We start from the raw sequence: 22,705 nt of genomic DNA on the forward strand, positions 1-22,705 counted from the left end.
TTGCGGGCGGTGAAGACCGGTTCAGTGGCCTGTGCCGCCCCCCTGCTGATATTCGCGGGGCGTACAGCCAAACTCTCGACGAAACACCGTGTGCAGGTACTGCGCCGATTTGAAGCCGCAGTTCTGGGCGATGTCGGCAATCGCCGAGTCGGTGTTTTCCAAGCCCTGGGCGGCCGCTGCCAGTTTGAAGCGCAGGATCTCGTCGTGCACGCTGCAGCCCCGCGCCTTGCGAAAGTGCGCTTCCAGGGAGGAGCGCGACACGCCCACATAGGCCGCCACCTGAGCGGTCTTGATGCCCTGGCAGGCATATTGGCGAATGAACAGCAGCGCTTGCATGACGTAAGGGTTGCCTAACGGTTGGTGCAGACTCGAGGCTTGGACGTTGATCGCATCCGGAGGTATCAGCACCTGCGTGCCCGTGGACGGCATGCCGTGCAGCATCTGATGGAGCAGGCGCGCGGCGGTCCGGCCCATGGTTTCGGTGCCCTGGATCACCGAACTCAGCGGCACCCGCGTCAGGGTGCGGGTCAGGGGGTCGTTGTCGATGCCGATCAGTGCCACCTGCTCCGGCACGGCGATTCCGGCGGTCAGGCAGGCCTGCAGCAGTTGCCGGGCACGGGCGTCACTGACGGCGATGATACCGATGGGTTTGGGCAGGCTTTGCAGCCAGGCGATCTGTTGTTCGACGGCGCTGTCCCAGAGCGGCGCGCTGGTGCCCATGCCGCGATAGACCTCGGCGTGCAGACCATCGCGTTGCAGCAGCCGGCGAAAGGCGTTTTCCCGTTCCTGGGCCCAGCGATTGGCTTGTGCTTGCGGCAGGCTGAAGCAGGCAAAGCGCGTCAACCCGGCCTCGATCAGGTGCTCGTACGCCAGCTTCATCAAGGCCTCATTGTCGGTGGCGACATAGGGAATGCCCTTCGGATAAGCGCGCTCATCCTGGTAAGAGCCGCCCACCGCCACCACCGGCAAGCCGATCCCGCTCAGCGCTTCGCCGATCAGCGGGTCATCGAAGTCGGCAATGATCCCGTCGCCCTGCCAGCGTTCGATGCCTTTCAACCGACAGAGAAAATCTTCCTCAAGGAACAGGTCCCAGGACGCGCGGGTGCTGCTCAGGTAGTTGCCGATGCCGCTGATGATGCCTCGGTCGTAGATCTTGCTGCCGTTGAACAACAACGCAATGCGGTGAACGGGCGGGACGGTTTTCATGGTTTTTACCCTGGGCCGATGACCACAGACTAGGCGCGTGACCGTCGGATCTCAATACTCAAAATCGCACTGTGCCTTGGTGATTTTCATAATCAGCGGCCACCGGGCCGGCGTTAGTATCGATACACCGCCAAGAACAATAAGGAAATCGCCCATGTCGTACTTTCCCGCCATCGACAAGGTTCGCTACGAAGGCCCCGCCAGCGACTCGCCTCTTGCTTTTCGCCACTACGACGCCGACAAACTCGTGCTCGGCAAGCCCATGCGCGAGCACCTGCGCATGGCGGTGTGCTACTGGCATACCTTTGTCTGGCCGGGATCCGATGTGTTCGGCGCCGGCACCTTCCAACGCCCGTGGCAGCATGCCGGCGACCCGATGGAACTGGCCATCGGCAAGGCCGAAGCGGCCTTCGAGTTCTTCTCCAAACTGGGCATCGACTACTACTGCTTTCATGACACCGATGTCGCCCCGGAAGGCCACTCGCTGAAGGAGTATCGCAACCACTTCGCGCAGATGGTCGACCACCTGGAGCGTCACCAGGAACAAACCGGGATCAAGCTGCTGTGGGGCACCGCCAACTGCTTCAGCAACCCGCGCTTTGCCGCAGGCGCCGCCAGCAACCCGGACCCGCAAGTGTTCGCCTGCGCCGCCGCCCAAGTGTTCAGCGCGATGAACGCCACCCTGCGTCTCAAGGGGGCCAACTACGTGTTGTGGGGCGGTCGTGAAGGTTACGAGACCCTGCTCAATACCGATCTGAAACGCGAGCGCGAACAACTGGGCCGCTTCATGGGCATGGTGGTCGAGCACAAGCACAAGATCGGTTTCAAGGGCGATCTGCTGATCGAACCCAAGCCGCAGGAACCGACCAAGCACCAATACGATTACGACAGCGCCACGGTGTTCGGCTTCCTGCAACAGTTCGGCCTGGAAAAGGAGATCAAGGTCAACATCGAGGCCAACCACGCGACCCTCGCCGGGCACAGTTTCCATCATGAGATCGCCACAGCCGTCTCCCTGGGGATCTTCGGCAGCATCGACGCCAACCGTGGCGATCCGCAGAACGGCTGGGACACTGACCAGTTCCCCAACAGCGTCGAAGAGATGACCCTGGCCACCTATGAAATCCTCAAGGCCGGCGGGTTCAGCAATGGCGGCTTCAACTTCGACTCCAAGGTCCGTCGTCAGAGCCTGGACGAGATTGACCTGTTCCACGGCCACGTCGCGGCCATGGACGTCCTCGCCCTGGCCCTGGAACGTGCAGCGGCGATGGTGCAGAACGACCGCCTCCAGCAGTTCAAGGACCAACGCTACGCCGGCTGGCAGCAACCGTTCGGTCAGGCGGTGCTGGCGGGTGAGTTCAGCCTCGCTTCACTGGCCGAACACGCCTTCGACAACGAGCTCAATCCACAGGCTGTGAGTGGTCGGCAAGAGATGCTCGAAAACGTGGTCAACCGGTTCATCTACCCCTGACACCAGGCCCCGTTCGCTGCGCAGAGGTTGTTACATTCTCGCGACAAATCTCTGCTCGCGGCACGCCGGGAGTCTCTACAGTTCTACCCGCATCACGTTCATCGTCAGGCAGTGTCTTTCGAACAACAATAAAAGGACGCACCACCATGAAAAAACTGAAACTCACGCTGCTCGCCGGCGCCCTCGCCCTGCTATCGCTTCCGGTCATGGCCGACGCCACCAACCCGAAAATCGGTTTCTCCATCGATGATCTGCGCCTGGAACGCTGGTCGCGGGACCGTGACTATTTCGTCGCGGCGGCGGAAAAAATGGACGCCAAAGTCTTCGTCCAGTCGGCCGATGCCAACGAGCAGAAACAGATTTCCCAGATCGAAAACCTCATCTCCCGGGGCGTCGATGTGATCGTCATCGTGCCGTTCAACGCCACCGTGTTGACCAATGCCGTGGCCGAAGCCAAGAAGGCCGGGATCAAGGTGGTGTCCTATGACCGACTGATCCTCAATGCCGACATCGACGCCTACATTTCCTTCGATAACGAAAAAGTCGGCGAGATGCAGGCCAGCGGCGTGTTGAAAGCCGCGCCCAAGGGCAACTACTTCTTGCTCGGCGGCGCGCCCACGGACAACAACGCCAAGGTCCTGCGCGAAGGCCAGATGAAAGTGCTGCAACCGGCCATCGACAAGGGCGATATCAAGATTGTCGGGCAACAGTGGGTCAAGGAATGGAACCCCACCGAAGCCTTGAGCATCGTTGAAAACGCCCTGACCCGTAACGACAACAAGATCGATGGCATCGTCGCCTCCAACGACGCCACCGCAGGCGGTGCCATCCAGGCACTGGCCGCGCAGAAAATGGCCGGCAAGGTGCCGATCTCGGGCCAGGACGCCGACCTGGCGGCGGTCAAGCGGGTGATCGATGGCACCCAGACCATGACCGTCTACAAGCCGCTGAAACTGATCGCCACCGAAGCGGCCAAGCTCTCGGTGCAATTGGCGCGTAACGAGAAACCCACCTACACCTCGCAATACGACAATGGCAGCAAGAAAGTCGACACCATCCTGCTCACCCCGACCCCGTTGACCAAGGACAACATCGACCTGCTGGAAAAAGATGGCTTCTATACCAAGGCGCAGATCGCTGGACAGTGATCCCGGGACAACCCTGGGTGAATGAGACCTGTGGGAGCGAACCTGCTCGCGATAGCGGTGGTTCAGCTTGCATCGATGTTGTATGTGCTGCCGCCATCGCGAGCAGGCTCGCTCCCACAGGGGCTTTGCTTGGCTAGCTGCATCTGAGATGCCTGGCCCCAGGGCTGTCACCACCTCTGCCTATGTGTGAGCCCTTTTCATATGAGCCCTCGCCATGTCCGACTACCTGCTGCAAATGAACGGCATCGTCAAAAGCTTCGGCGGTGTCAAAGCCCTCAATGGCATCGACATCAAGGTCAGGCCAGGTGAATGCGTCGGCCTGTGCGGTGAGAACGGCGCCGGTAAATCCACGCTGATGAAAGTCCTGTCGGCGGTCTACCCGTACGGCACCTGGGACGGTGAAATTGTCTGGGACGGACAGCCGCTCAAGGCGCAGTCCATCAGCGAAACCGAAGCCGCCGGGATCGTCATCATTCATCAGGAACTGACCCTGGTCCCCGACCTGTCGGTGGCCGAAAACATCTTCATGGGCCATGAGCTGACGCTGCCCGGCGGACGCATGAACTACCCGGCAATGATCCACCGTGCCGAAGCCCTGATGCGTGAACTCAAGGTGCCGGACATGAACGTCTCGCTGCCGGTTTCACAATACGGCGGGGGTTACCAGCAGTTGGTGGAAATCGCCAAGGCGCTGAACAAACAGGCGCGCCTGCTGATTCTCGATGAACCCTCCTCGGCCCTGACCCGCTCGGAAATCGAGGTGCTGCTGGACATCATCCGCGACCTCAAGGCCAAGGGCGTCGCCTGCGTGTACATCTCCCATAAGCTCGATGAAGTGGCCGCCGTGTGCGACACCATTTCGGTGATCCGCGACGGCAAACACATCGCCACTACCGCCATGACCGACATGGACATCCCGAAGATCATCACCCAGATGGTCGGACGAGAAATGAGCAACCTCTACCCCACCGAACCCCATGACATCGGCGAGGTGATTTTCGAGGCGCGCCATATCACTTGCTACGACGTCGACAACCCCAAACGCAAACGAGTCGACGACATTTCATTCGTCCTCAAGCGCGGGGAAATCCTCGGCATCGCCGGGCTGGTCGGCGCCGGCCGCACGGAACTGGTGTCGGCACTGTTCGGCGCCTACCCCGGCCGCCATGAAGGCGAAGTCTGGCTCGACGGCCAACCGATCGACACGCGCACGCCCCTCAAGTCAATCCGCGCAGGCCTGTGCATGGTGCCTGAAGACCGCAAGCGCCAAGGCATCATTCCCGACCTGGGGGTGGGCCAGAACATCACCCTGGCGGTGCTGGACAACTACTCGAAAATGACCCGTATCGACACCGAAGCGGAGTTGGGCAGCATCGACCGGGAAATCTCGCGCATGCACCTTAAGACCGCGAGCCCGTTCCTGCCAATCACCAGCCTCTCCGGCGGCAACCAGCAAAAAGCCGTGCTGGCCAAAATGCTGCTGACCCAACCGCGCGTGCTGATTCTCGATGAGCCGACCCGGGGCGTGGATGTCGGCGCCAAGTACGAGATCTACAAGCTGATGGGCGCGCTGGCCGCCGAAGGCGTGTCGATCATCATGGTGTCCTCGGAACTGGCCGAAGTGCTGGGGGTGTCCGACCGCGTGCTGGTGATCGGCGAAGGCCAATTGCGCGGTGACTTCATCAACCACGAACTCACACAGGAACAGGTGCTCGCCGCCGCCCTCAGCCACCCCGAAGACCATAACAATAATGATCGGAAGTCCGCGTAGATGAATCAGGTCAAGCAACTCTTCAGCCGCTACAAAATGCTCGCGCTGGTGATCGCCGTGGCGGTGATCTGGCTGTTTTTCAGTTGGCAGACCGAGGGCGGGTTCCTGACCCCGCGCAACCTCTCCAACCTGCTGCGGCAGATGTCCATCACCGGGATTCTGGCCTGCGGCATGGTGCTGGTGATCATCAGCGGTGAGATCGATCTGTCGGTGGGTTCACTGCTTGGATTGCTCGGTGGCCTGGCGGCGATTCTCGACGTGATCTATCACATCCCGCTGCTGGCGAACCTGAGCCTGGTCGCCTTGTGCGGCCTGGTGATTGGCCTGGGTAACGGCTACATGACCGCCTACCTGCGCATCCCGTCGTTCATTGTCGGCCTGGGCGGCATGCTCGCCTTTCGCGGCATTCTGCTGGGGATTACCGACGGCACCACCATCGCCCCGGTGTCACCGGAGCTGGTCTACATCGGCCAGGGTTATTTGCCGCACTCCGTCGGCACGGGCCTGGGCGTGCTGCTGTTTGCCTTGACCCTGTTCCTGACCTGGAAACAGCGGCGCAATCGCGCCCTGCATGGCCTGGCGGCCCACTCTCTGGTGCGTGGCGTATTGCGCGTGGTGCTGATCGGCGCAGTGCTGGCCGGGTTCGTCTATACCCTCAACAGCTACGACGGTATTCCGGTTCCCGTGCTGCTTCTGCTGATGCTGCTCGGCGTGTTCAGCTACGTCACCAGCCAGACCGTGTTCGGGCGACGGGTCTACTCGGTGGGCAGCAACATGGAAGCCACGCGCCTGTCCGGCATCAACGTGCAGGCGGTGAAGCTGTGGATCTTCGGCATCATGGGCGTGATGTGCGCCCTGGCGGGCGTGGTCAACACCGCTCGCCTGGCCGCGGGCTCACCCTCGGCCGGCAGCATGGGTGAACTCGACGCCATTGCCGCCTGCTTCATCGGCGGCACCTCCATGCGCGGCGGCTCCGGCACCGTCTACGGCGCCCTGCTCGGCGCGCTGGTGATCACCAGCCTGGACAACGGCATGTCCATGCTCGACGTCGACAGTTACTGGCAGATGATCGTCAAGGGCAGCATTCTGGTGCTGGCGGTGTGGGTGGATGTGAGTACACGCACGGGGCGGCGCTAGTGGTTAGGCGCTCACCTATGGTGGGAGCAAGGCTTGCCCGCGATGAAGATGACGCGGTCTTCCGGGGGACCGAGGTGCCTGCATCGCGAGCAAGCTTTGCTCCCACAGAAAGCCGTGCACTCACAGCGGTGCGGCAAGAGGTGATCCGAAAATCTCGTAGGAATTTACCTCTGTGGCGACGGGGCCTTGCTTGCGCAAGGTGTTTCCTGTCTTATCGAAGATCGGCTCGGATTGGGCCGTTCCTACTTCAACAAGGAGTGACTGCATGGAAGTCCACACTCAGCTACAACCCTGCGATTGCGCGAATATGGAAGACATCCGCCGCGAGATCGATGCCCTTGACCAGGCCGTTATCAAACTGCTGGGCAAACGCTTTCAGTACGTACTGGCAGCGTCGAAGTTCAAGACCTCAGCCACGGCGGTGCGTGCGCCGGAGCGCTTCCAGGCCATGCTGGCGACCCGGCGTCAATGGGCCGAGGCCGAGGGCCTTAGCCCGGATGCGATCGAGAAAATGTACAGTGACCTGGTGAATCACTTCATCGCCCAGGAGATGGAACACTGGACGGCTCTTCGATCCGGGACCTGATCGACACGACAAGCGCCCTGCGCTCAGGCCCAGGCAACCGTCAACAGGCCGGCGCCAAGCACGACACATAACGGTGAATAGACCCAGGTGTCGAGCTTGGCGAACGTCGAGCCCTTGACCTCCTTGAAGAAACCCACCAGGTTCGATTCGCCAATGGCGCGGGCGAACATCAGCAAGGCGATTGCGCTGATCAGCCATTGCAACGCCCGATGGGTGACGGGCGGTGCCAGCAAGCCGACCCGCAGGCACACCAGAACTGCAATCAGCAGCAACGCGAGGGCCACCAGCAGCGTCAGCCATCCCGATGGGTTGAACGCCGGACGCAGCGACTCTCCTTGCCTCACCGGAACCTGAGGCACGACCGCCAGGGCCGCCCATCGCCCGCCCAGGGCCCAATACAAATGAATCAAGCTGATGGTCGCAAATACTGCGACCAGCGACCGAGCCACTAAAAGCGTCATTCGCCAGCCTCCTTGAAAGGTTGAACAATCATCCTAGCTCGAATTCGGCATTTCGCCGCACGGGCGCAGACTGCAGGTTTTCGGCGAATGACGCATTGCTCAAGATCAAGAGTTCAACCTGGCGCGCTACAGACCGGCGGCGACTTTGTCGGCAACCTCCTTGGGCACCCAGGCCTGCCAGACCTGTGGATGGGCCTTGAGGAACGCCTCGGCGGCTTCACGCGGCGGTGTGTGCTTTTCGCTCATGTCGGCCAGGGCCTTGTTCAACGGCTCGATCGGCAGATCAACTTTACTGAAGAACTCGGCAATGTCCGGGTGTTGCTTCTGAAACGGCGCGGATACGCCAATCGACAGCTTCGAGGCCAGGGAGCGGGTTGGCTTGGGGTTGGGGTTGTCGGCATCGGTCAGGGTTTTCCAGGCCTCGGCATCGAACGCAGGCTCTTGCAACTGCACCAACTTGAAACGTCCCAGCAGCGGTGTAGGCGACCAGTAGTAAAACAGGATCGGCTTGCCCCGGCGGATCGACGAGCTGATCTCCGCATCCAGCGCCGCCCCCGAACCACTTCGGAAATTCACATAGCTGTCGGACAACCCATAGGCCTTGAGCTTCTGCTTGTTGACCACTTCGGAGGTCCAGCCGATGGGGCTGTTGAGGAAGCGACCCTTGCTGGGGCTTTCCGGGTCTTTGAAGACATGCTTGTAGCGCGCCAGGTCTTCGACGCTGCGCAAATCCGGCGCCAGAGGCTTGATGCCCCGGGCCGGGTCGCCCTTGATCACATACTCCGGGACCCACCAGCCTTCGGTCGCACCCTTGACGGTATCGCCCAAGGCGATCACCTTGCCTTCGGCCTCGGCCTTGACCCACACCGGGCTGCGACCGGCCCATTCTTCCCCGATCACCTGGATGTCGTTGTTGGCCAGCGCCGTTTCCAGGGTAATGGTGGTGCCCGGCAATGTGTCGGTCGGCAGCCCATAACCCTTTTCGACGATGACCCGCAGGATATCGGTGATCAGACTGCCGCTTTCCCAATTCAGGTCGGCAAAATGGATCGGCGCCTGCGCGGCCGATGCTGGGAGTGACGAAACCAACACCGCACAGGTGGCCCAGGCAGCCAGCCACTGTCTAACTCGTTTCATGCGTTGCACCTCGTACCAGACACAGCGATAGCTCAACGGTCCTGCGTAACCGGACGCAAGCCTCTGATTAGTTCAGTCAACTGACTGTAGCCGAGGTTCCACGCAGACCTTGCGAAAACCGTTGGCAGGGCGCAAAACCCGAACGCTGTGTCAGCCCGCCTATCACATCCATCAGGCTGACGTGGTGCACATCACTCGCTGGCCTTGAAGGTGACGAGTTCACCTTTGCGCCACTTGGCGGCTTTGGCGGTCACGGCCTTGAGGGTCTTGGTCAGACCCTCGTGCAACTGCTCGTTGGCGGCGAAAACAGTCAGCACGCTGTGCCCTTCCTTGAACAGGATCGCGTGGCCACCGGGGGTGGCCACGAAGGCGTAATCCCCAAGGCCATAGACCGTCAGCTTGATATCGCGAAAGCGGATTTCAAACTTGCCACCTTCACGGCTGGGCAATACCGCTGCACGAAAATGATCACCGACTTTGAGTTCAAGCCTGGGCTTGTCATCGACCACCAGGGCCGATTCAGTATCGATTTCGGCAACATAAATACCTTCGGCGGTTTGCTCGGTGATGTAGACGAAGCGCGACTGGAACTGCTTGACCAGCTTTGCCCGCAGATCACCAAGTACGAATAACGCATGCATGTCGAGATTACTTACTGCCAAGGAAACATCCCCATCTTTGTAAACGGCCCGCCCTCTGAAAAGGACGGACCACGAGAACCCGTGCCGACTGTGTGTGTCGCAGTGGACCTGTAACTGAAAATTCGAAGTGAACGGCGTGCCCTGCCCCGGGGCGAGAGAAGACTAAAGGATTGCCACTCTCGCCGTCTTTCCCGCGGGGTCGTCAGAGGCTGAAGGAAAACGCCACTCTGAGCATCGGAAAAGGTGGGACTACTAACTTTAGGGAAATTTCTCACTTAGAAAAGCATTTTTCTGACATCGAGGGCAAAAAAAATTGCTTTAGATAGACACAGCCATCCACACGGTGCTGCCGATTCTAGAGCAGCCGCAGGCGTGGAGACTACTCAAAACACTCGGTAATTCGTCGGTAAACCATAGAAAAGGAATTCACATGGCCACTTTCACAACCCTGACCCAACCCCTCACCCCTTGCATCGCTGACAAGCCTGACGGGGTTGACCAAGTCCATTACCTGCCGGTTTCTTTGTTTCAACCGCGATATCGGGTGGTTCTGGCCGGTAAGTGCTTTTTCCATATTGAAGAAACCTCGACTGGCCGTGTAAGAGGTTTCCGTACCGATCATAACGAGGCCTGTTACCTGGCCAGGCGTCTGGAACGAAGCGTTTGACCTGAGATACCACACGCCCATCACTTAACTCAGCCGCGACAGGCAACTGCTGCCATACTGCCTGCCCAGCGAAGACCGTCCCCCATTGACGATCGCGCACCCATACTATGACTTGTGAAGGAAAGGCGCGACGTGACGGAATTTGATATTGGCGAGTTTTTCATCCGGGGTGAGGCCAGAGAGGTCGAAGGCGAATTTCAGGCTGTCATCGTGATGCGCGCCAAACCCCCCTTGACCACCACCCGTTATCATCAGGTGGAAAAGGATCGCTGGTTCAAAACCCCCGAACTCGCCGCCGAGGCTGCGCGGGCAGCGGCAAAAGCCCTGAAACTCGCAGTGGATGAAGGCGCGTTGAAAGCCTGAACCCGATCGAACTCCTGACGGGCGTTTGCCTCAGATAAAGGGAAGCAACCGAGGCGCCATGACGGCGCCCACCCAAAGGAGAACCCCATGGAACAGCCCTCGCACGAACTGAGTACCTTGTTCGATCAACTCGGCCTGCCTTCGGATGACAAAGCCATTGATGAATTCATCATGGCCTATCCGCTGGAGCCGGAGATCAAACTGGTGGAGGCCGACTTCTGGTCGGAGCAACAGAAAGATCTACTGCGCGAATGGCTGCTCGCTGACGGCGAGGAGGCAGTGCTGGTGGATCAATTGAATGTCCGCTTGCACGACGGTAAATAACCCTCAACCCTTTAACCCCTGTGACAAGGGAGCTTGCTTCCGCTCGGCTGCGCAGCAGCCGTGCCCAGCCCCCCAGCGCAGGCCAGCCTAGCGCGGCTTCTCGGGCTTATAACCCAGCCGCAAACCACCCCAATGACGCCCCTTGAGCATGATCGGCACGGAAAGGTCATGCATCAGCTCACCCGTATCTCGGGTGTAGGTCTGCAACAGCACGGGCTGCTGGTGGCTACCGCAACGAATCCCGGTGCGGTCGGAGAACTTGCGTTTAGTGCGATTGTTCACCGTGTCCACTTGCGGATCGCCGGTCAGGGGTTGGCTGAAGACCTTGTTGTGGGTCGGTACATAACCTTCCTGAGTACAAGCAATGGCGAATACCAGGCCCTCGTGCCGGGCGAGCAAAGGTTCCTGAATAGCCGGCAGGACCTGATCGGTGTAGCGGTCGAAACGGGTCTGGAACTTGGCGGGCTGGGTATTGGGGATGGGCTGGTAGCTGCGGTCGAACAGGTCCTCCAGGCTGACACGACCCTGGTCAATGTCTGCCTCGAACTGGGCCGCGATCTGGCTCGCCCCTTCGCGCGCCAGGTCGTAGACCCGTTGGTGATAATCGTCCAGGCCAACCTCGGCCAGGCGTTCGCTGATGGTTTCGGCCTGGCCCTCCATTTGCACTGCCGCTTGGGCCAGGCGCTGGGTCTGCTGGTCGCTGATGGACAGGTCACTGCGCATCTGTTCGATGGCGTGAAACAGGCTGTCGAGTTGTTCGCGATTGGTGTCAGTGCCTTGGGCGATGGCGCTGACCTGGGTTTCAACACCGGCCGCCAGCCGGGCTATGTTTTCCAGGTGCTGACCGGTGTGCTCGACCTGCTGCACGCCACTGTCCAGGTCGCTGGCCAGTTGCCGGATCTGCTCCACCACCTGGGCGGTGCGCTGCTGGATATCCGCAACCATGACCCCGACCTCGCCGGTGGCCGCGGCCGTACGCCCGGCCAGTCCACGGACCTCGTCCGCCACCACCGCGAAGCCGCGACCGTGCTCACCGGCCCGTGCAGCTTCGATGGCCGCGTTGAGCGCCAGGAGGTTGGTCTGGCTGGCGATCGACTGAATTACCAGGCTGACCCGCTGGATTTCATCGCTGCGCACGCTCAGCGCCTCGATCAACTCGCGGCTGTCGTTCGCGCGCTGGCTGAGCTGATGCATCCGGCTGATGGACTCCACCAGTTCGCTGCGCCCGGCAACGCTGCTGCGATGGGCCTCACTGGCGGCACTCAGGGCCTGCTGGCTGAGTTGCGAGGTGGCCTGTTCAGTGGTGATCATCGATTCGGCATTACCGACGATCTGCGCCGCCGCGTCGAGCTGCGACTGGACCTTGCCAGCCAGTTGCTTGACCGAATAGGCGACGCCGGCCGCCGACAACGCGTTATGGCTGGTGGTGTAGGACAGATCACGGGTCAGCTCGGCCAGCTTGTCCGCGGCTACCGGCTCAGGCGCGGCGGCCAGGCGCGAGCGCAGGCGCGGCAGCCAGACGATGAGCATCGCCAGGGGCAGGCCCAGATACAACGACCAGCCGCCCAACGTCATGCCGCACAGCAGCAATGTCAGCGCCAGACTCTGCAAGGTCGGCGTCAACCAGCGCGCCATGCTGTTGGTTACAGGCACCTGCACCTGCGCCGCATTCGCCACGGAACCGTCTGTCGCCATGTTGATCACCCACATTTCTCGTTGTTATACCTGCATTAAACGCCACTACGGAGCCATTATCCATGGTCCATTAGTCGCGTTCTTGCGGGGGGTCAACGGAAGTAGACGAACAGGCGCAGACAAAAGCAAAAGATCGCAGCTTCCCGAAGAAAGCTGCGATCTTCTCTGAAACGCGGATCAGGCCTGACGCTGGTGCTTGTCGATCTGCTCGTGACGTTCCTGCGCTTCGATGCAGTACTTGGTGGTCGGGCTGATCAGCAGGCGCTTGAGGCCGATCGGCTCGCCGCTGTCATCACACCAGCCGAAGCTGTCGTCGTTGATACGGTCCAGGGCCTGCTCCAGCTGAGGCAGCATGCGCTGGTCGCGATCGATGGCGTTGACCAACCAGGTCCGCTCTTCTTCTACGGAAGCAGCGTCCGCCGGGTCAGCCGGGGTATCCAGGCTCTCAATGGCGATTCGGTTCTGTTCGATGCGCTCGTGGGTTTCCACTTTCATGTTCTGCAACAGCTTGGTGAAGAAAGCCAGCTGCTCGGCATTCATGTAGTCATCCGCCGGCATGGCCAGCAACTTTTCCTTTGTCATTGATTTCTCTATAAAAAAACGTGCATTAAGGCGAATTATGAAGCGTCCCGCAGCGCGCTGCCACGCTCATCGGGAAGGCGCCGTCTATTCCAAGCGCCACCCGGCACTCAATTTACGAGGGGCGGCAGTCTAAGGCCGAGTCGAAGCCTCAGCAACTGAAAACATAGGGAAAATGTCCGACAACCCTTCTAAATGTTCTCTGACAAGCTTTTGGCAGTCATCGGAGTGCGTTTATAACAAGAAATTCGATTCAATAGCTGTATCAAGAAGACAAATGGCAACGCCACGCGGGTCAGGCGTGGCGCTTTGTCGCAGCGTAAGGACCTTCAGCGTTTGAGTTTGCGCTTATTGCGGTACTGGTCGATGACCACCGCCACCACAATGATCAAGCCCTTGATGATGTCCTGAATGTAGGCATCCACGCCGACGAACGTGAAGCCACTGGCCATGACCCCGAGGATCAGCGCGCCGATCACCGTTCCGGTGATGCGCCCCACCCCACCGGCCAGGCTAGTGCCGCCGATCACGGCCGCAGCAATCGCGTCCAGCTCATAGGACATGCCCATGCCGGCCTGCCCGGTGGCGGCCCGCGCCGAGGCCACCACCCCGGCCAGCCCCGCCAGCAGCCCGGCGATGCTGTAGACGATCACCAGATGGCGTTTGACGTTGATGCCCGAGGTGCGTGCCGCCTGCATGTTGCCGCCGATGGCGTAGGTGTACTTACCGTACTTGGTGTAGCGCAGGGCAATATGGAAGATCACCGCCACCACCAGGAAAATGATCACCGGCATGGCGCCATGGCCGATGGCGGTATAGGAATCGGACAACATGCTCACCGGCTGGCCTTCGGTGTAGTAACGCGCCAGACCGCGGGCCGAGACCATCATGCCGAGGGTGGCAATAAAGGGCGGGATACCCGTGATGGCGATGATGCTGCCGTTGATCGCTCCGGCCAACAGCCCAACGCCCAACCCCGCCACCACCGGTATCCACACCGGTAAGTCAGTCAGGGAGGGAAACACCGCCCGGGTGAAATCCGAGGTTTGGGCCAGGCTGGCGGCGATCATGGCCGACAACGCCAGCACCGAGCCGGAAGACAGGTCGATACCGGTGGTGATGATCACCTGGGTCACACCGATGGCCAGCAGACCGATGATCGACACTTGCAGGATCATCAACACCAGGCGCTGGGAGTTCATCAGGAAACTCTGGTCGCGCATGATCCAGCCAAACACTTCGAACACCAGGCCGATGCCGATCAGCACCAGGAAGATACTCAGTTCCGTCGGCAGCCGCCGACGCGTCCTGGCCGGTGCGGCCGCGGGTTTATTTTCCAGTATCGCGTTCATAGCATTCACCTTTTTCTCTGTGGCGAGCTTGCGCCCTCTATTATCAGGACAGGCCAGAAGCCAACTGCATTACCCGCTCCTGGGTCGCCTCGCTACGGTCCAGCGTGCCCATCAGGTCACCTTCATGCATCACCATCACCCGGTCGCTCATGCCCAACACTTCCGGCAGCTCCGAAGAAATCATGATCACCGCCATGCCTTCGCTGGCGAGGTAGGAAATGAGCCGGTAGATCTCGGCCTTGGCGCCAACGTCGATGCCACGGGTCGGCTCGTCGAGGATCAGGATGCGTGGGTTGGTCATCAGCCATCGGGCCAGCAGGGCCTTCTGTTGGTTGCCGCCGGACAAGGTGTCGATGCACTGTTCCAGGGACGGGGTCTTGACCCGCAACTTCTTGCACATGTCTTCGCACAACGCGCGCAAGGCTTTCTGCTGGATGAAGCCGTTGCCGACGTAATGGGGCAACACGGCCATTTCCATGTTTTCCAGCACCGACAGGCACGGGAACAGGCCACTGAGCTTGCGATCCTCGGTCAACAGCGCGAACCCCTTCTCGATGGCCATGTGCGGGTCGCTGATGCGCACCGGTTGCCCGTCGAGCAGGATCTCGCCGCCCGTGCTGGGCGTCACGCCGAAGATCGCCTCGGCCACGTTGGTCCGGCCCGAGCCCATCAGCCCGGCAATGCCCAGGATTTCTCCGGCATGCAAGTCGAAGGACACATTCTTGAAAATGCCCTCCAGGCTCAAATCACGCACCGACAGCACCAGATCGCCGATGGGTTTGTCCCGTTCCGGGAACAACTGGCTCAGTTCGCGCCCGACCATCATTGATATCAGGCTGTCGCCGTCCATGCTGTCGGCCCGTTGCAGGCCGATGTAGGCGCCGTCGCGAAACACCGCCACTTCATCGGCGATGGCGAACACTTCGTTCATTTTATGGGTGATGTAGATGATGCCCTTACCCTGAGACTTGAGGTCGGCGATGATCGAAAACAGATGGGCGACCTCCGTCTCGGTGATGGCCGAGGTCGGCTCATCCATGATCAGAATGTCAGAGTCGTAGGACACCGCCTTGGCGATCTCGACCATCTGCCGCTCGGCAATGCTCAGGTTGCCCACCTGCTCTTCAGGATCCAGGTTGATACGCAGGCGCTCCAGCAACTTGGCGGTGCAGCGGTGCATTTCCCCGTGATCGACCATATGCAAGCCGTTGAGCTGCTCGCGGCCGATCCAGATGTTTTCAGCGATGCTCATGTGGGGCATCAGGTTCAGTTCCTGGTGGATCATCGCGATGCCGGCCTGCAGGGCTGCCAGAGGTGTGTCGAACTTCACCGGCTTGCCCCGCAGGCGCAGTTCACCGGCGTCCGGCTGGTAGATGCCGGCCACGATTTTCATCAGGGTGGATTTGCCCGCACCGTTCTCGCCCATCAAAGCCAGCACGGAACCGGGGCGCACCCGCAATTGCACATCCGACAGGGCCACCACGCCGGGAAAGCCTTTGCTGACGTTGACGACTTCCAGCAGATACGGTTCATCAGGCATTACGTCCGGCCGGAAAGTCATCGCCGGGGCGCTCGAAGCAGTCGCTGAAGCGAACATGATCAGGTACTCCCTCGGCAAGGTCAGTGGGCGACCTCGCCTGTTTATTGTTGTGGTAGCAGTACGTTAAACGTCACTTGAACTGATCGACGTTTTCCGGCGTGATCAGGCGATACGGCACCCATACGGCCTGCTCGACCGGCTGTTTCTTGACCATTTTCACCGCCGTGTCGATCGAACCGTCGGCCTGGCCCTTGGCGTCCTGGAATACCGAGACCGCCATCTCGCCTTTCTTCACGGCGTTCAGGCCGTCCGGCGTGCCATCGACCCCGGCGATCAGTACGCTGCCTTTCTCCTTGCCGACACCCTTGAGTGCCATGGCCGCGCCGATGGCCATTTCGTCATTGTTGGAGACCACGGCATTGAACTCACGGCCCTGAGTCAGCCAGTCGTTCACCAGTGTCATGCCTTTATCCCGTGACCAGATACCGGTCTGCTCTTGTTCGATCTTGATGTCGGGGTACTTGGCCAGCACTTCCTTGACACCCTTGGTGCGGTTGGTGGTGGAGTTGTTCGCCAGGTCACCCAACAGAATCACGATGTTGCCCTTGCCCGACATTTTGTCGGCCAGGTATTGCATTTGCATCCGGCCGGCTTCCAGATCGTCGGACGCCACGGTCACCACGCCTGCGGGCAGTTTCAGGTCGTCGGGACGGCGATTGACGTACACCAACGGGATCCCGGCGGCGACCGCGGCCTTGGTAATGCGCTGGGTGGCGGCAGTGTCCACCGGGTTGACGATGATTGCGTCGACCTTCTGGCTGATAAAGCTTTCCACCTGGCTCAGTTGCTTGACCACATCACTGCGTGCGTCTTCGAACTGCAAGGTGACGCCATCCGGCAGGGACTTGGCTTTGCTGTCCATCGACTCACGCAGGTACGTCAGCCAGGTGTCATCGAACTGGGACATGCTGACGCCGATCTTCAGGTCCGCCAGGGCGACGCCGCTGGTGAGCATCAACGACAGGGCCAGCGAGGCGATACGGGTCTTGGTCTTCATGAACGGTCTTTCTCCACTTTTTTGTTGGTTTTATGGATAAGGCGTGATGGATCTCAGGAACGGGGCAAACGCACGATGGGCGCACCGGGCATGCAACACACCACGGTGCCGTTGCGCTGAATGCACAGGGATTCGAACAGGGGAAGGATTGCGCACAGGCGCAGCGAGCTTGGCAGGTGAAACGCAGAACGGCTGAAGGTTTTCATCGACGGTACCTGGCTGTGTTTCTTGTTTTTGTTTTGTCCGTCATTTGCTCAAGGCTGACTTGGCAAAAGACGAACAGGGGTGTCGGTAACCTGGAATCGACTTTATTGGAAAATATTTTCCATATCAACTCATTTTAGAATTTTATTCGTTTTTTATTCCATGGCCGACAGACGTGGCCAAAACCACCACTTCGCCCTGCTCGGCGCTCAGCCTTGCAGCGTCGAGGATGCGAGTGGTGGCCAGGGCATCACGAGCCTCCACCGGCAAAGGACCAACGCCTTGCAACGCGGTTTGCAGGCGCTGGTAGAACGCCATCCAGCAGCCGCGCTCCGACGCCACACGCTCGCGCTCGCTGCCTTGCTCGAACCAGCCCCAGCGCCGATGCTCTTCGCTCCCCCAGCGCTCACCCTCGGTCGCCGGGCTCAACCCGGCCAGCGCCTGGGCCTCCTGGCCGTCCAGGCCCTCGACGGTGTAGCAGCCTCCGGTGCCGCTGACCCGAAAGCGCGGGCGCGGTGCGTTTTGCAGGCAACTGCCGCTCAGGTGGGAAAGCACGCCGCTGGCATGGGTCAGGGAGATAAAAAAGCCGTTGTCGAACACCTGCCCGGGTTGCCGGTAATCCAACTCGGCGTAAACCCTGGTCACCGGGCCGAACAGTTGCAGCGCCTGGTCCACCAGATGGCTACCCAGGTCCCGCAGAAACCCGCCGCCGCTACCTTTGCCGACCGATGTTGGCGAATAACGCTCGACGCTGGACTCAAAGCGAATGACCTGCCCCAGCGCACCGGACTCCAGCAGTTTGCGCAAAGTCAGGTAGTCCGAATCCCAGCGGCGGTTCTGATACACGGTCAGCGGCACGTTGTGCTGCTCGGCGGCCAGCACCATCGCCTCGGCCTGTGCGGCATCAAGGGCGAAAGGTTTGTCGCTGACCACTGCAATACCCAGTTCAATGGCCTGCATGACCACGGCCGGGCGACCGTCCAGCGGCGTGGACACCACCACCGCATCGACGCCTGCGGCCACCAACTGTTCGAGGGTATCGAAGGCTTGGGCGTGGGGGTGCTCGTTCGCCAGTTGCTGGCGCCGCTCAGCGGACCGCGTCACCACGCCGACAAACGTAGCCCCGGGCAGACTGCTGATCAGCGGTGCATGGAAAAACCGTCCGCCCTTGCCGTAGCCCACTAGTCCGATTCGCATGAAGATTCCTTGAAAGTCGTTGAATAAACACATCCCTGTGGGAGCGAGCCTGCTCGCGATGGCAGTGTATCCGCCACATTAATGCCAACAGATCCGCCGCCATCGCGAGCAGGCTCGCTCCCACAATTGACCGAGTACCTTCAGGGAAACGCGGTCGACTGTGGGAGCGGGCTCCCACAGGAGATTGTGGTTAGCCGTAGAAACGCGGGCGTTCGGGCAGTTCGACCTTGACGATCTGCCCACTCTGCTGCGCTTGAACACAGGCATCCGCCGCCACTGCCGCGGCGAACCCGTCCCAGGCCGACGGCCCGCCCACCTGTCCGGCGCGCACGCCGTCGATGAAAGCCTGCAATTCGACGTCGTAGGCCGCGATGAAACGATCCTTCCAATCCATCAGGATCGCATTAGACAGCTTGGCGCCACTGCGCAGTTGCACCTGGGACGGCTCCGGGAGTTTGGCGATGCCCGTCTCCCCCACCACTTCGCACTGGATGTCGTACCCATATTGGCAATTGACGAAAACCTCCACATCGATGCGCGTGCCCTTGGCGGTTTCCAGTAACACGATCTGCGGATCGCGCAGGTGCGCCAGCGCCTTGCTGGTCTTGCGCGGGAATACCACCTGCACCGAAACGTAGTCATCGGCCAGCAGCCAGCGCAGCACATCCAGCTCATGGATCAGTGTGTCGGTGATCGCCATGTCGGTCTTGTAGTTCTCCCCCACGCTCGGATTGCGATGCGCGCAGTGCAGCATCAGCGGTTCGCCGATCTGACCGCTGTCGATCACCGCCTTGAGCGCTCGATAGCCTTCATCGTAAGGGCGCATGAAACCGACCTGAACCAGCCGCTTGCCATGGGCGACTTCGGCTTCGACGATCTTGCGACAGCCTTCGGCCGTGACCGCCAGGGGCTTTTCACAGAACACCGGTTTACCCGCCGCGATTGCCGCCAGCACGAACTCTTCGTGGCTCGGCCCCCAGGAAGTGACCAGGACCGCCTCAACGTCCGGCGCATTGATCAAGGCATGGCCGTCGGGATACACCTCGGCGGTCAGTTTCAAGTCGGCCAGCACCTTCGCCGCCTGGGCGAGGTTGATGTCGGTCACCGCCACCACCTGGCTGTTGAGCAAGGTCTGGCTGCAACGACGGATATGGTCCTGGCCGATGGCCCCGGTGCCGATGACGCCCAGCTTCAAAGACATGAAAAACTCCTTTCGTAGGGTTGGGGCTGTTAATACTGGCGAGCCTCGGCCAGTCGTTCATTGAGGGTTTTGGCGGCCGCATCGGTGCGCGCGCTGGTGGAGACTTGCGCCACGCCGACCCGCCACCAGGACAGGTAGCTGTGGATCATGGTCTTGGGCAAGACCTTGATATCGATGAGCGTCGAGACCGTTTGCAGCCGCGCATCGGCCAGGGCCGCGTGGAGTTCGTCGAGGGTCTTGACCTTGTAGGTCTTGCAGCCGTAGGCCGCCGCGCTCATGGCGAAGTCCACCGGCACGAAGCCGCCATCGAGCTTGCCGGTGTCCGGGTTGCGGAAGCGGAACTCGGTGCCGAAGCTGTCCATGCCGTTGCCCATCTGTAAATTGTTGATGCAACCGAACGTCATGTTGTCCAGCAGCACCACATTGATCTTGCGACGCTCCTGGATCGAGGTCGCCAGCTCCGAATGCAGCATCATGTAGGAGCCATCACCCACCAGGGCATAGACCTCTTTGTCGGGCTCGGCCAGCTTCACGCCCAGCGCCGCGTTTACCTCATAGCCCATGCACGAATAGCCGTATTCGACGTGATAGGTGTTGACCCCCTTGCTGCGCCAGCTGCGCTGCAAGTCGCCGGGCAGGCTGCCGGCGGCGGCAACGATGATCGCCTCATCGGCCAGGGTTTGGTTGAGGGTGCCCAGCACGCGGCTCTGGGTCAGGCAGGAACCGGTGAGTTCGATGAATTCACGAAACACCGCCGGGTCCAGGTGATCGTTGATCTCTGGGACGAAGTCCTGGGTCTGGAAGTCAGCCTGATAGATCCGGTCCACTTCGGCATCCAGTTGGGCTTTGGCATCGGCGATCTGCCCGCCCCATTCGGCACGATAGTCACCCATCGCGGCGGACAAAGCCTGCAGGCCTGAGCGCGCGTCGGCCAGCAGTTGCACACCGTCAAGCTTCAAGGCATCGCAAGGGCTGATGTTGAGGTTGAGAAACTGCACATCCGGATGCTGGAACAGCCATTTGGACCCGGTGGTGAAATCGCTGTAGCGGGTGCCGATACCAATGATCAGGTCCGCTTCCTTGGCCAGCAGGTTCGCCGCCAGGCAACCGGTCTCACCGACGCCTCCGACGTTCAGTGGATGACTGGACACCACCGCGCTCTTGCCAGCCTGGGTCTCGGCAAAGGGGATTTCGAAGCGCTCGGCAAAAGCCTGCAACGCTGCGTTGGCTCCGGCGTATTTCACCCCGCCGCCGCAGATGATCAGCGGCTTGCGCTTGCCCTTGAGCAGCGCCTGGGCATCGCCGAGCATGGCTTCGGTGGCCGGGCGACGGTCGATGCGGTGAACGCGCTTTTGCAGAAAGTAATCGGGGTAATCGTAGGCTTCGGCCTGCACGTCCTGGGGCAACGCCAGGGTCACCGCGCCGGTTTCGGCCGGGTCGGTGAGCACGCGCATGGCGTGGATCGCGGCGCTCATCAGTTGCTCGGGGCGGTTGATGCGATCCCAGTATTTGCTCACGGCCTTGAACGCATCGTTGGTGCTGATGCTCAGGTCATGGAACTGTTCGATCTGCTGCAGCACCGGGTCCGGCTGGCGACTGGCGTAGACATCACCAGGCAACAGCAGCAACGGGATGCGATTGGCCGTCGCGGTGGCGGCGGCGGTCAGCATGTTCGCCGCGCCGGGGCCGACCGACGAAGTACAGGCGTAGATTTTGCGGCGCAGATGCTGCTTGGCGAAACCGATGGCAGCGTGGGCCATGCCCTGCTCGTTGCGCCCCTGATGGACCACCAGGTCACCGCTGTCCTGCTCCAGCGCCTGACCCAGGCCCAGCACATTGCCGTGGCCAAAAATCGTAAAGACCCCGGCGACGAATTTGCTCTGGACGCCATCGACCTCGACGTACTGGTTATCGAGGAATTTCACCAGGGCCTGGGCCATGGTCAGTCGTGTTGTGGTCATGCTTGCACCTTGTCTGGAATGCAAATTTGGCGGCTGGCTCAGTCCACTGTGGGAGCGAGTTTGCTCGCGATAACAGTATTTCAGGCGACTTATCTGTTGAATGTGCTGCCGCCATCGCGAGCAAGCTCGCTCCCACAGGGGGGCTTCGTCATTCTTGAAAGTCGGGTCAGGCCTGGGAGCTTTGCAGGTGATTCATGCTCGCCCCCAATGCCTGGCGGATGTCGGCCAGTTCATGAATGCTCTGGGCAAAGGGTTCGAAGGACAGGTAGCCCTCGTAACCACCGGCCCGCAACGCCTCGATCTGCGCGGCATTGCCGAGAATGTCGGCCTCGCCCACCAGCACGCGGTGGCCGTCGCGGATGGTCGTCAAGGGTGCCTGGGCATCCTCGACACCGGAGATGTGCACCAGCCCGGTCAGCTCGGGGAAAAATTCCTGCTCACCGGCCAGGTGATGATGAAAGGTGTCATGCACCAAACGGAACACATCCAACCCGCCAATGGCCTTGATCGCTTCCACTGCCGTGCGCTTGCGCCGCAGCGAACACTCTTCAAACCCCAACGGCTCGATGAAACCGTAGATACCGAAAGCCCGCAGGATCGGCGCCAGTTCACTGAGGGCCGTGCGCAGCCCCGCGGCGCGTTCGGCCTCGCCGCGCGGGTCGTCGCGCTCGTTGAGCGGGCACATCACCAGCCCCTCGGCGCCGCATTCGCGAGCATAGTCGGCCAGCCGCACGGCTTGGGCACGGCGCTCCTCGTTCCATACGTCGAAGGGATACAGCGCGTTGATCGACAACACCTTGATGCCCCGCGCCTCGCACAACTCACGCACGCGGGCCGGCGGCATGCCGTCTTCGATCTCGACGCCCTTCAGATCGTTGCGAATCTCGATGGCATCGGTTTTCAGCGCCAGGGCCAGGTCAATGAAATCGGGCAGTGACAGGCGCGGAGCAACCATTCGGTTCAAGGCAAAACGCAGGGGCTTGTTCATTGTTGTTATCCCTCCGGCA

General features: G+C 60.8%; 22 protein-coding genes. 8 read left to right on the forward strand and 14 right to left on the reverse strand.

Going from position 1 to position 22,705, the window contains the following annotated elements; translation table 11 throughout:
* Positions 1 to 21 precede the first annotated feature (21 nt).
* The gene (locus tag HQ912_RS16870) at positions 22 to 1,206 is read right to left on the reverse strand and encodes a XylR family transcriptional regulator (RefSeq protein WP_107321659.1); all 1,185 of its coding nucleotides are present in this window, start codon (positions 1,204 to 1,206) and stop codon (positions 22 to 24) included.
* Positions 1,207 to 1,360: 154 nt separating this feature from the next.
* Here HQ912_RS16870 and xylA point away from each other — a divergent pair, with 154 nt between their 5' ends.
* The 5 genes from xylA (at position 1,361) to HQ912_RS16895 (ending at position 7,319) form a co-directional block, all read left to right on the forward strand.
* Complete coding sequence (gene xylA / locus HQ912_RS16875) at positions 1,361 to 2,677, forward strand: xylose isomerase (protein WP_047228918.1); 1,317 nt, start codon at positions 1,361 to 1,363, stop codon at positions 2,675 to 2,677.
* A 146-nt stretch (positions 2,678 to 2,823) separates the two neighbouring features.
* Positions 2,824 to 3,825: a D-xylose ABC transporter substrate-binding protein gene (xylF, locus tag HQ912_RS16880; RefSeq protein ID WP_047228917.1), complete on the forward strand. Its 1,002-nt coding sequence runs from the start codon at positions 2,824 to 2,826 to the stop codon at positions 3,823 to 3,825.
* Positions 3,826 to 4,039: 214 nt separating this feature from the next.
* On the forward strand, positions 4,040 to 5,596 hold the full coding sequence (gene xylG / locus HQ912_RS16885) for a D-xylose ABC transporter ATP-binding protein (protein WP_047228916.1): 1,557 nt from the start codon (positions 4,040 to 4,042) through the stop codon (positions 5,594 to 5,596).
* Complete coding sequence (locus HQ912_RS16890; protein ID WP_173407059.1) at positions 5,597 to 6,733, forward strand: sugar ABC transporter permease; 1,137 nt, start codon at positions 5,597 to 5,599, stop codon at positions 6,731 to 6,733.
* A 265-nt stretch (positions 6,734 to 6,998) separates the two neighbouring features.
* Positions 6,999 to 7,319 carry an isochorismate lyase gene (locus HQ912_RS16895; protein WP_047230213.1) on the forward strand — a complete coding sequence of 107 codons (321 nt, stop codon included), beginning with the start codon at positions 6,999 to 7,001 and terminating at the stop codon, positions 7,317 to 7,319.
* Positions 7,320 to 7,342: 23 nt separating this feature from the next.
* Here HQ912_RS16895 and HQ912_RS16900 read toward each other — a convergent pair whose 3' ends face one another.
* The 3 genes from HQ912_RS16900 to HQ912_RS16910 all read right to left on the reverse strand — a co-directional run bounded on the left by HQ912_RS16900 (position 7,343) and on the right by HQ912_RS16910 (position 9,558).
* On the reverse strand, positions 7,343 to 7,780 hold the full coding sequence (locus HQ912_RS16900; protein WP_047230212.1) for a DUF3995 domain-containing protein: 438 nt from the start codon (positions 7,778 to 7,780) through the stop codon (positions 7,343 to 7,345).
* A gap of 126 nt (positions 7,781 to 7,906) precedes the next feature.
* The gene (locus HQ912_RS16905; RefSeq protein ID WP_047230211.1) at positions 7,907 to 8,917 is read right to left on the reverse strand and encodes an ABC transporter substrate-binding protein; all 1,011 of its coding nucleotides are present in this window, start codon (positions 8,915 to 8,917) and stop codon (positions 7,907 to 7,909) included.
* Between the two features lie 191 nt (positions 8,918 to 9,108).
* Positions 9,109 to 9,558, reverse strand: a complete 450-nt coding sequence (locus HQ912_RS16910; protein ID WP_047230210.1) for a hypothetical protein — start codon at positions 9,556 to 9,558, stop codon at positions 9,109 to 9,111.
* Between the two features lie 430 nt (positions 9,559 to 9,988).
* On the opposite strand from HQ912_RS16910, the gene HQ912_RS27860 reads away from it, so the two are divergent.
* The 3 genes from HQ912_RS27860 (at position 9,989) to HQ912_RS16920 (ending at position 10,912) form a co-directional block, all read left to right on the forward strand.
* Positions 9,989 to 10,225 carry a hypothetical protein gene (locus HQ912_RS27860; protein WP_260990038.1) on the forward strand — a complete coding sequence of 79 codons (237 nt, stop codon included), beginning with the start codon at positions 9,989 to 9,991 and terminating at the stop codon, positions 10,223 to 10,225.
* A gap of 132 nt (positions 10,226 to 10,357) precedes the next feature.
* The gene (locus HQ912_RS16915) at positions 10,358 to 10,588 is read left to right on the forward strand and encodes a hypothetical protein (RefSeq protein WP_047230209.1); all 231 of its coding nucleotides are present in this window, start codon (positions 10,358 to 10,360) and stop codon (positions 10,586 to 10,588) included.
* An 87-nt stretch (positions 10,589 to 10,675) separates the two neighbouring features.
* Positions 10,676 to 10,912 carry a DUF2789 family protein gene (locus HQ912_RS16920; RefSeq protein ID WP_173407060.1) on the forward strand — a complete coding sequence of 79 codons (237 nt, stop codon included), beginning with the start codon at positions 10,676 to 10,678 and terminating at the stop codon, positions 10,910 to 10,912.
* Positions 10,913 to 10,999: 87 nt separating this feature from the next.
* On the opposite strand, the gene HQ912_RS16925 is transcribed toward HQ912_RS16920, so the two are convergent.
* The 10 genes from HQ912_RS16925 to HQ912_RS16970 all read right to left on the reverse strand — a co-directional run bounded on the left by HQ912_RS16925 (position 11,000) and on the right by HQ912_RS16970 (position 22,686).
* Entirely contained in the window at positions 11,000 to 12,622 is a 1,623-nt protein-coding gene (locus HQ912_RS16925; protein ID WP_373685082.1) for a methyl-accepting chemotaxis protein, read from the reverse strand.
* 162 nt (positions 12,623 to 12,784) lie between these two features.
* Entirely contained in the window at positions 12,785 to 13,189 is a 405-nt protein-coding gene (locus tag HQ912_RS16930) for a TraR/DksA family transcriptional regulator (protein WP_003202859.1), read from the reverse strand.
* A 326-nt stretch (positions 13,190 to 13,515) separates the two neighbouring features.
* Positions 13,516 to 14,538 (reverse strand): ABC transporter permease, encoded by a 1,023-nt coding sequence (locus HQ912_RS16935; RefSeq protein ID WP_047230207.1) that lies wholly within the window; start codon positions 14,536 to 14,538, stop codon positions 13,516 to 13,518.
* Between the two features lie 43 nt (positions 14,539 to 14,581).
* Positions 14,582 to 16,135: a sugar ABC transporter ATP-binding protein gene (locus HQ912_RS16940; protein ID WP_047230206.1), complete on the reverse strand. Its 1,554-nt coding sequence runs from the start codon at positions 16,133 to 16,135 to the stop codon at positions 14,582 to 14,584.
* Positions 16,136 to 16,208: 73 nt separating this feature from the next.
* Positions 16,209 to 17,135 (reverse strand): sugar ABC transporter substrate-binding protein, encoded by a 927-nt coding sequence (locus HQ912_RS16945; RefSeq protein ID WP_047230205.1) that lies wholly within the window; start codon positions 17,133 to 17,135, stop codon positions 16,209 to 16,211.
* A gap of 53 nt (positions 17,136 to 17,188) precedes the next feature.
* A complete protein-coding gene (locus HQ912_RS16950; RefSeq protein ID WP_171061383.1) occupies positions 17,189 to 17,341 on the reverse strand; it encodes a hypothetical protein in 153 nt (50 codons plus the stop codon).
* A 142-nt stretch (positions 17,342 to 17,483) separates the two neighbouring features.
* Positions 17,484 to 18,536, reverse strand: coding sequence for a Gfo/Idh/MocA family oxidoreductase (locus tag HQ912_RS16955; protein ID WP_076385260.1), 1,053 nt, complete (start codon positions 18,534 to 18,536; stop codon positions 17,484 to 17,486).
* 190 nt (positions 18,537 to 18,726) lie between these two features.
* Entirely contained in the window at positions 18,727 to 19,737 is a 1,011-nt protein-coding gene (locus HQ912_RS16960) for a Gfo/Idh/MocA family protein (RefSeq protein ID WP_076385262.1), read from the reverse strand.
* 29 nt (positions 19,738 to 19,766) lie between these two features.
* Entirely contained in the window at positions 19,767 to 21,698 is a 1,932-nt protein-coding gene (iolD, locus tag HQ912_RS16965) for a 3D-(3,5/4)-trihydroxycyclohexane-1,2-dione acylhydrolase (decyclizing) (RefSeq protein WP_173407061.1), read from the reverse strand.
* A 166-nt stretch (positions 21,699 to 21,864) separates the two neighbouring features.
* Positions 21,865 to 22,686 carry a TIM barrel protein gene (locus HQ912_RS16970; protein ID WP_173407062.1) on the reverse strand — a complete coding sequence of 274 codons (822 nt, stop codon included), beginning with the start codon at positions 22,684 to 22,686 and terminating at the stop codon, positions 21,865 to 21,867.
* Positions 22,687 to 22,705 lie beyond the last annotated feature (19 nt).

The organism is Pseudomonas sp. MPDS (genome assembly GCF_013283895.1).
GTDB lineage: Bacteria > Pseudomonadota > Gammaproteobacteria > Pseudomonadales > Pseudomonadaceae > Aquipseudomonas > Aquipseudomonas rhizophila.

Excerpts from the sequence above, each read along its gene's own strand:
- HQ912_RS16870 (WP_107321659.1), bottom strand. The coding sequence starts at position 1,206 with ATGAAAACCGTCCCGCCCGTTCACCGCATTGCGTTGTTGTTCAACGGC.
- xylA (WP_047228918.1), top strand. The coding sequence starts at position 1,361 with ATGTCGTACTTTCCCGCCATCGACAAGGTTCGCTACGAAGGCCCCGCC.
- xylF (WP_047228917.1), top strand. The coding sequence starts at position 2,824 with ATGAAAAAACTGAAACTCACGCTGCTCGCCGGCGCCCTCGCCCTGCTA.
- xylG (WP_047228916.1), top strand. The coding sequence starts at position 4,040 with ATGTCCGACTACCTGCTGCAAATGAACGGCATCGTCAAAAGCTTCGGC.
- HQ912_RS16890 (WP_173407059.1), top strand. The coding sequence starts at position 5,597 with ATGAATCAGGTCAAGCAACTCTTCAGCCGCTACAAAATGCTCGCGCTG.
- HQ912_RS16895 (WP_047230213.1), top strand. The coding sequence starts at position 6,999 with ATGGAAGTCCACACTCAGCTACAACCCTGCGATTGCGCGAATATGGAA.
- HQ912_RS16900 (WP_047230212.1), bottom strand. The coding sequence starts at position 7,780 with ATGACGCTTTTAGTGGCTCGGTCGCTGGTCGCAGTATTTGCGACCATC.
- HQ912_RS16905 (WP_047230211.1), bottom strand. The coding sequence starts at position 8,917 with ATGAAACGAGTTAGACAGTGGCTGGCTGCCTGGGCCACCTGTGCGGTG.
- HQ912_RS16910 (WP_047230210.1), bottom strand. The coding sequence starts at position 9,558 with ATGCATGCGTTATTCGTACTTGGTGATCTGCGGGCAAAGCTGGTCAAG.
- HQ912_RS27860 (WP_260990038.1), top strand. The coding sequence starts at position 9,989 with ATGGCCACTTTCACAACCCTGACCCAACCCCTCACCCCTTGCATCGCT.
- HQ912_RS16920 (WP_173407060.1), top strand. The coding sequence starts at position 10,676 with ATGGAACAGCCCTCGCACGAACTGAGTACCTTGTTCGATCAACTCGGC.
- HQ912_RS16925 (WP_373685082.1), bottom strand. The coding sequence starts at position 12,622 with ATGTGGGTGATCAACATGGCGACAGACGGTTCCGTGGCGAATGCGGCG.
- HQ912_RS16930 (WP_003202859.1), bottom strand. The coding sequence starts at position 13,189 with ATGACAAAGGAAAAGTTGCTGGCCATGCCGGCGGATGACTACATGAAT.
- HQ912_RS16935 (WP_047230207.1), bottom strand. The coding sequence starts at position 14,538 with ATGAACGCGATACTGGAAAATAAACCCGCGGCCGCACCGGCCAGGACG.
- HQ912_RS16940 (WP_047230206.1), bottom strand. The coding sequence starts at position 16,135 with ATGTTCGCTTCAGCGACTGCTTCGAGCGCCCCGGCGATGACTTTCCGG.
- HQ912_RS16945 (WP_047230205.1), bottom strand. The coding sequence starts at position 17,135 with ATGAAGACCAAGACCCGTATCGCCTCGCTGGCCCTGTCGTTGATGCTC.
- HQ912_RS16950 (WP_171061383.1), bottom strand. The coding sequence starts at position 17,341 with ATGAAAACCTTCAGCCGTTCTGCGTTTCACCTGCCAAGCTCGCTGCGC.
- HQ912_RS16955 (WP_076385260.1), bottom strand. The coding sequence starts at position 18,536 with ATGCGAATCGGACTAGTGGGCTACGGCAAGGGCGGACGGTTTTTCCAT.
- HQ912_RS16960 (WP_076385262.1), bottom strand. The coding sequence starts at position 19,737 with ATGTCTTTGAAGCTGGGCGTCATCGGCACCGGGGCCATCGGCCAGGAC.
- iolD (WP_173407061.1), bottom strand. The coding sequence starts at position 21,698 with ATGACCACAACACGACTGACCATGGCCCAGGCCCTGGTGAAATTCCTC.
- HQ912_RS16970 (WP_173407062.1), bottom strand. The coding sequence starts at position 22,686 with ATGAACAAGCCCCTGCGTTTTGCCTTGAACCGAATGGTTGCTCCGCGC.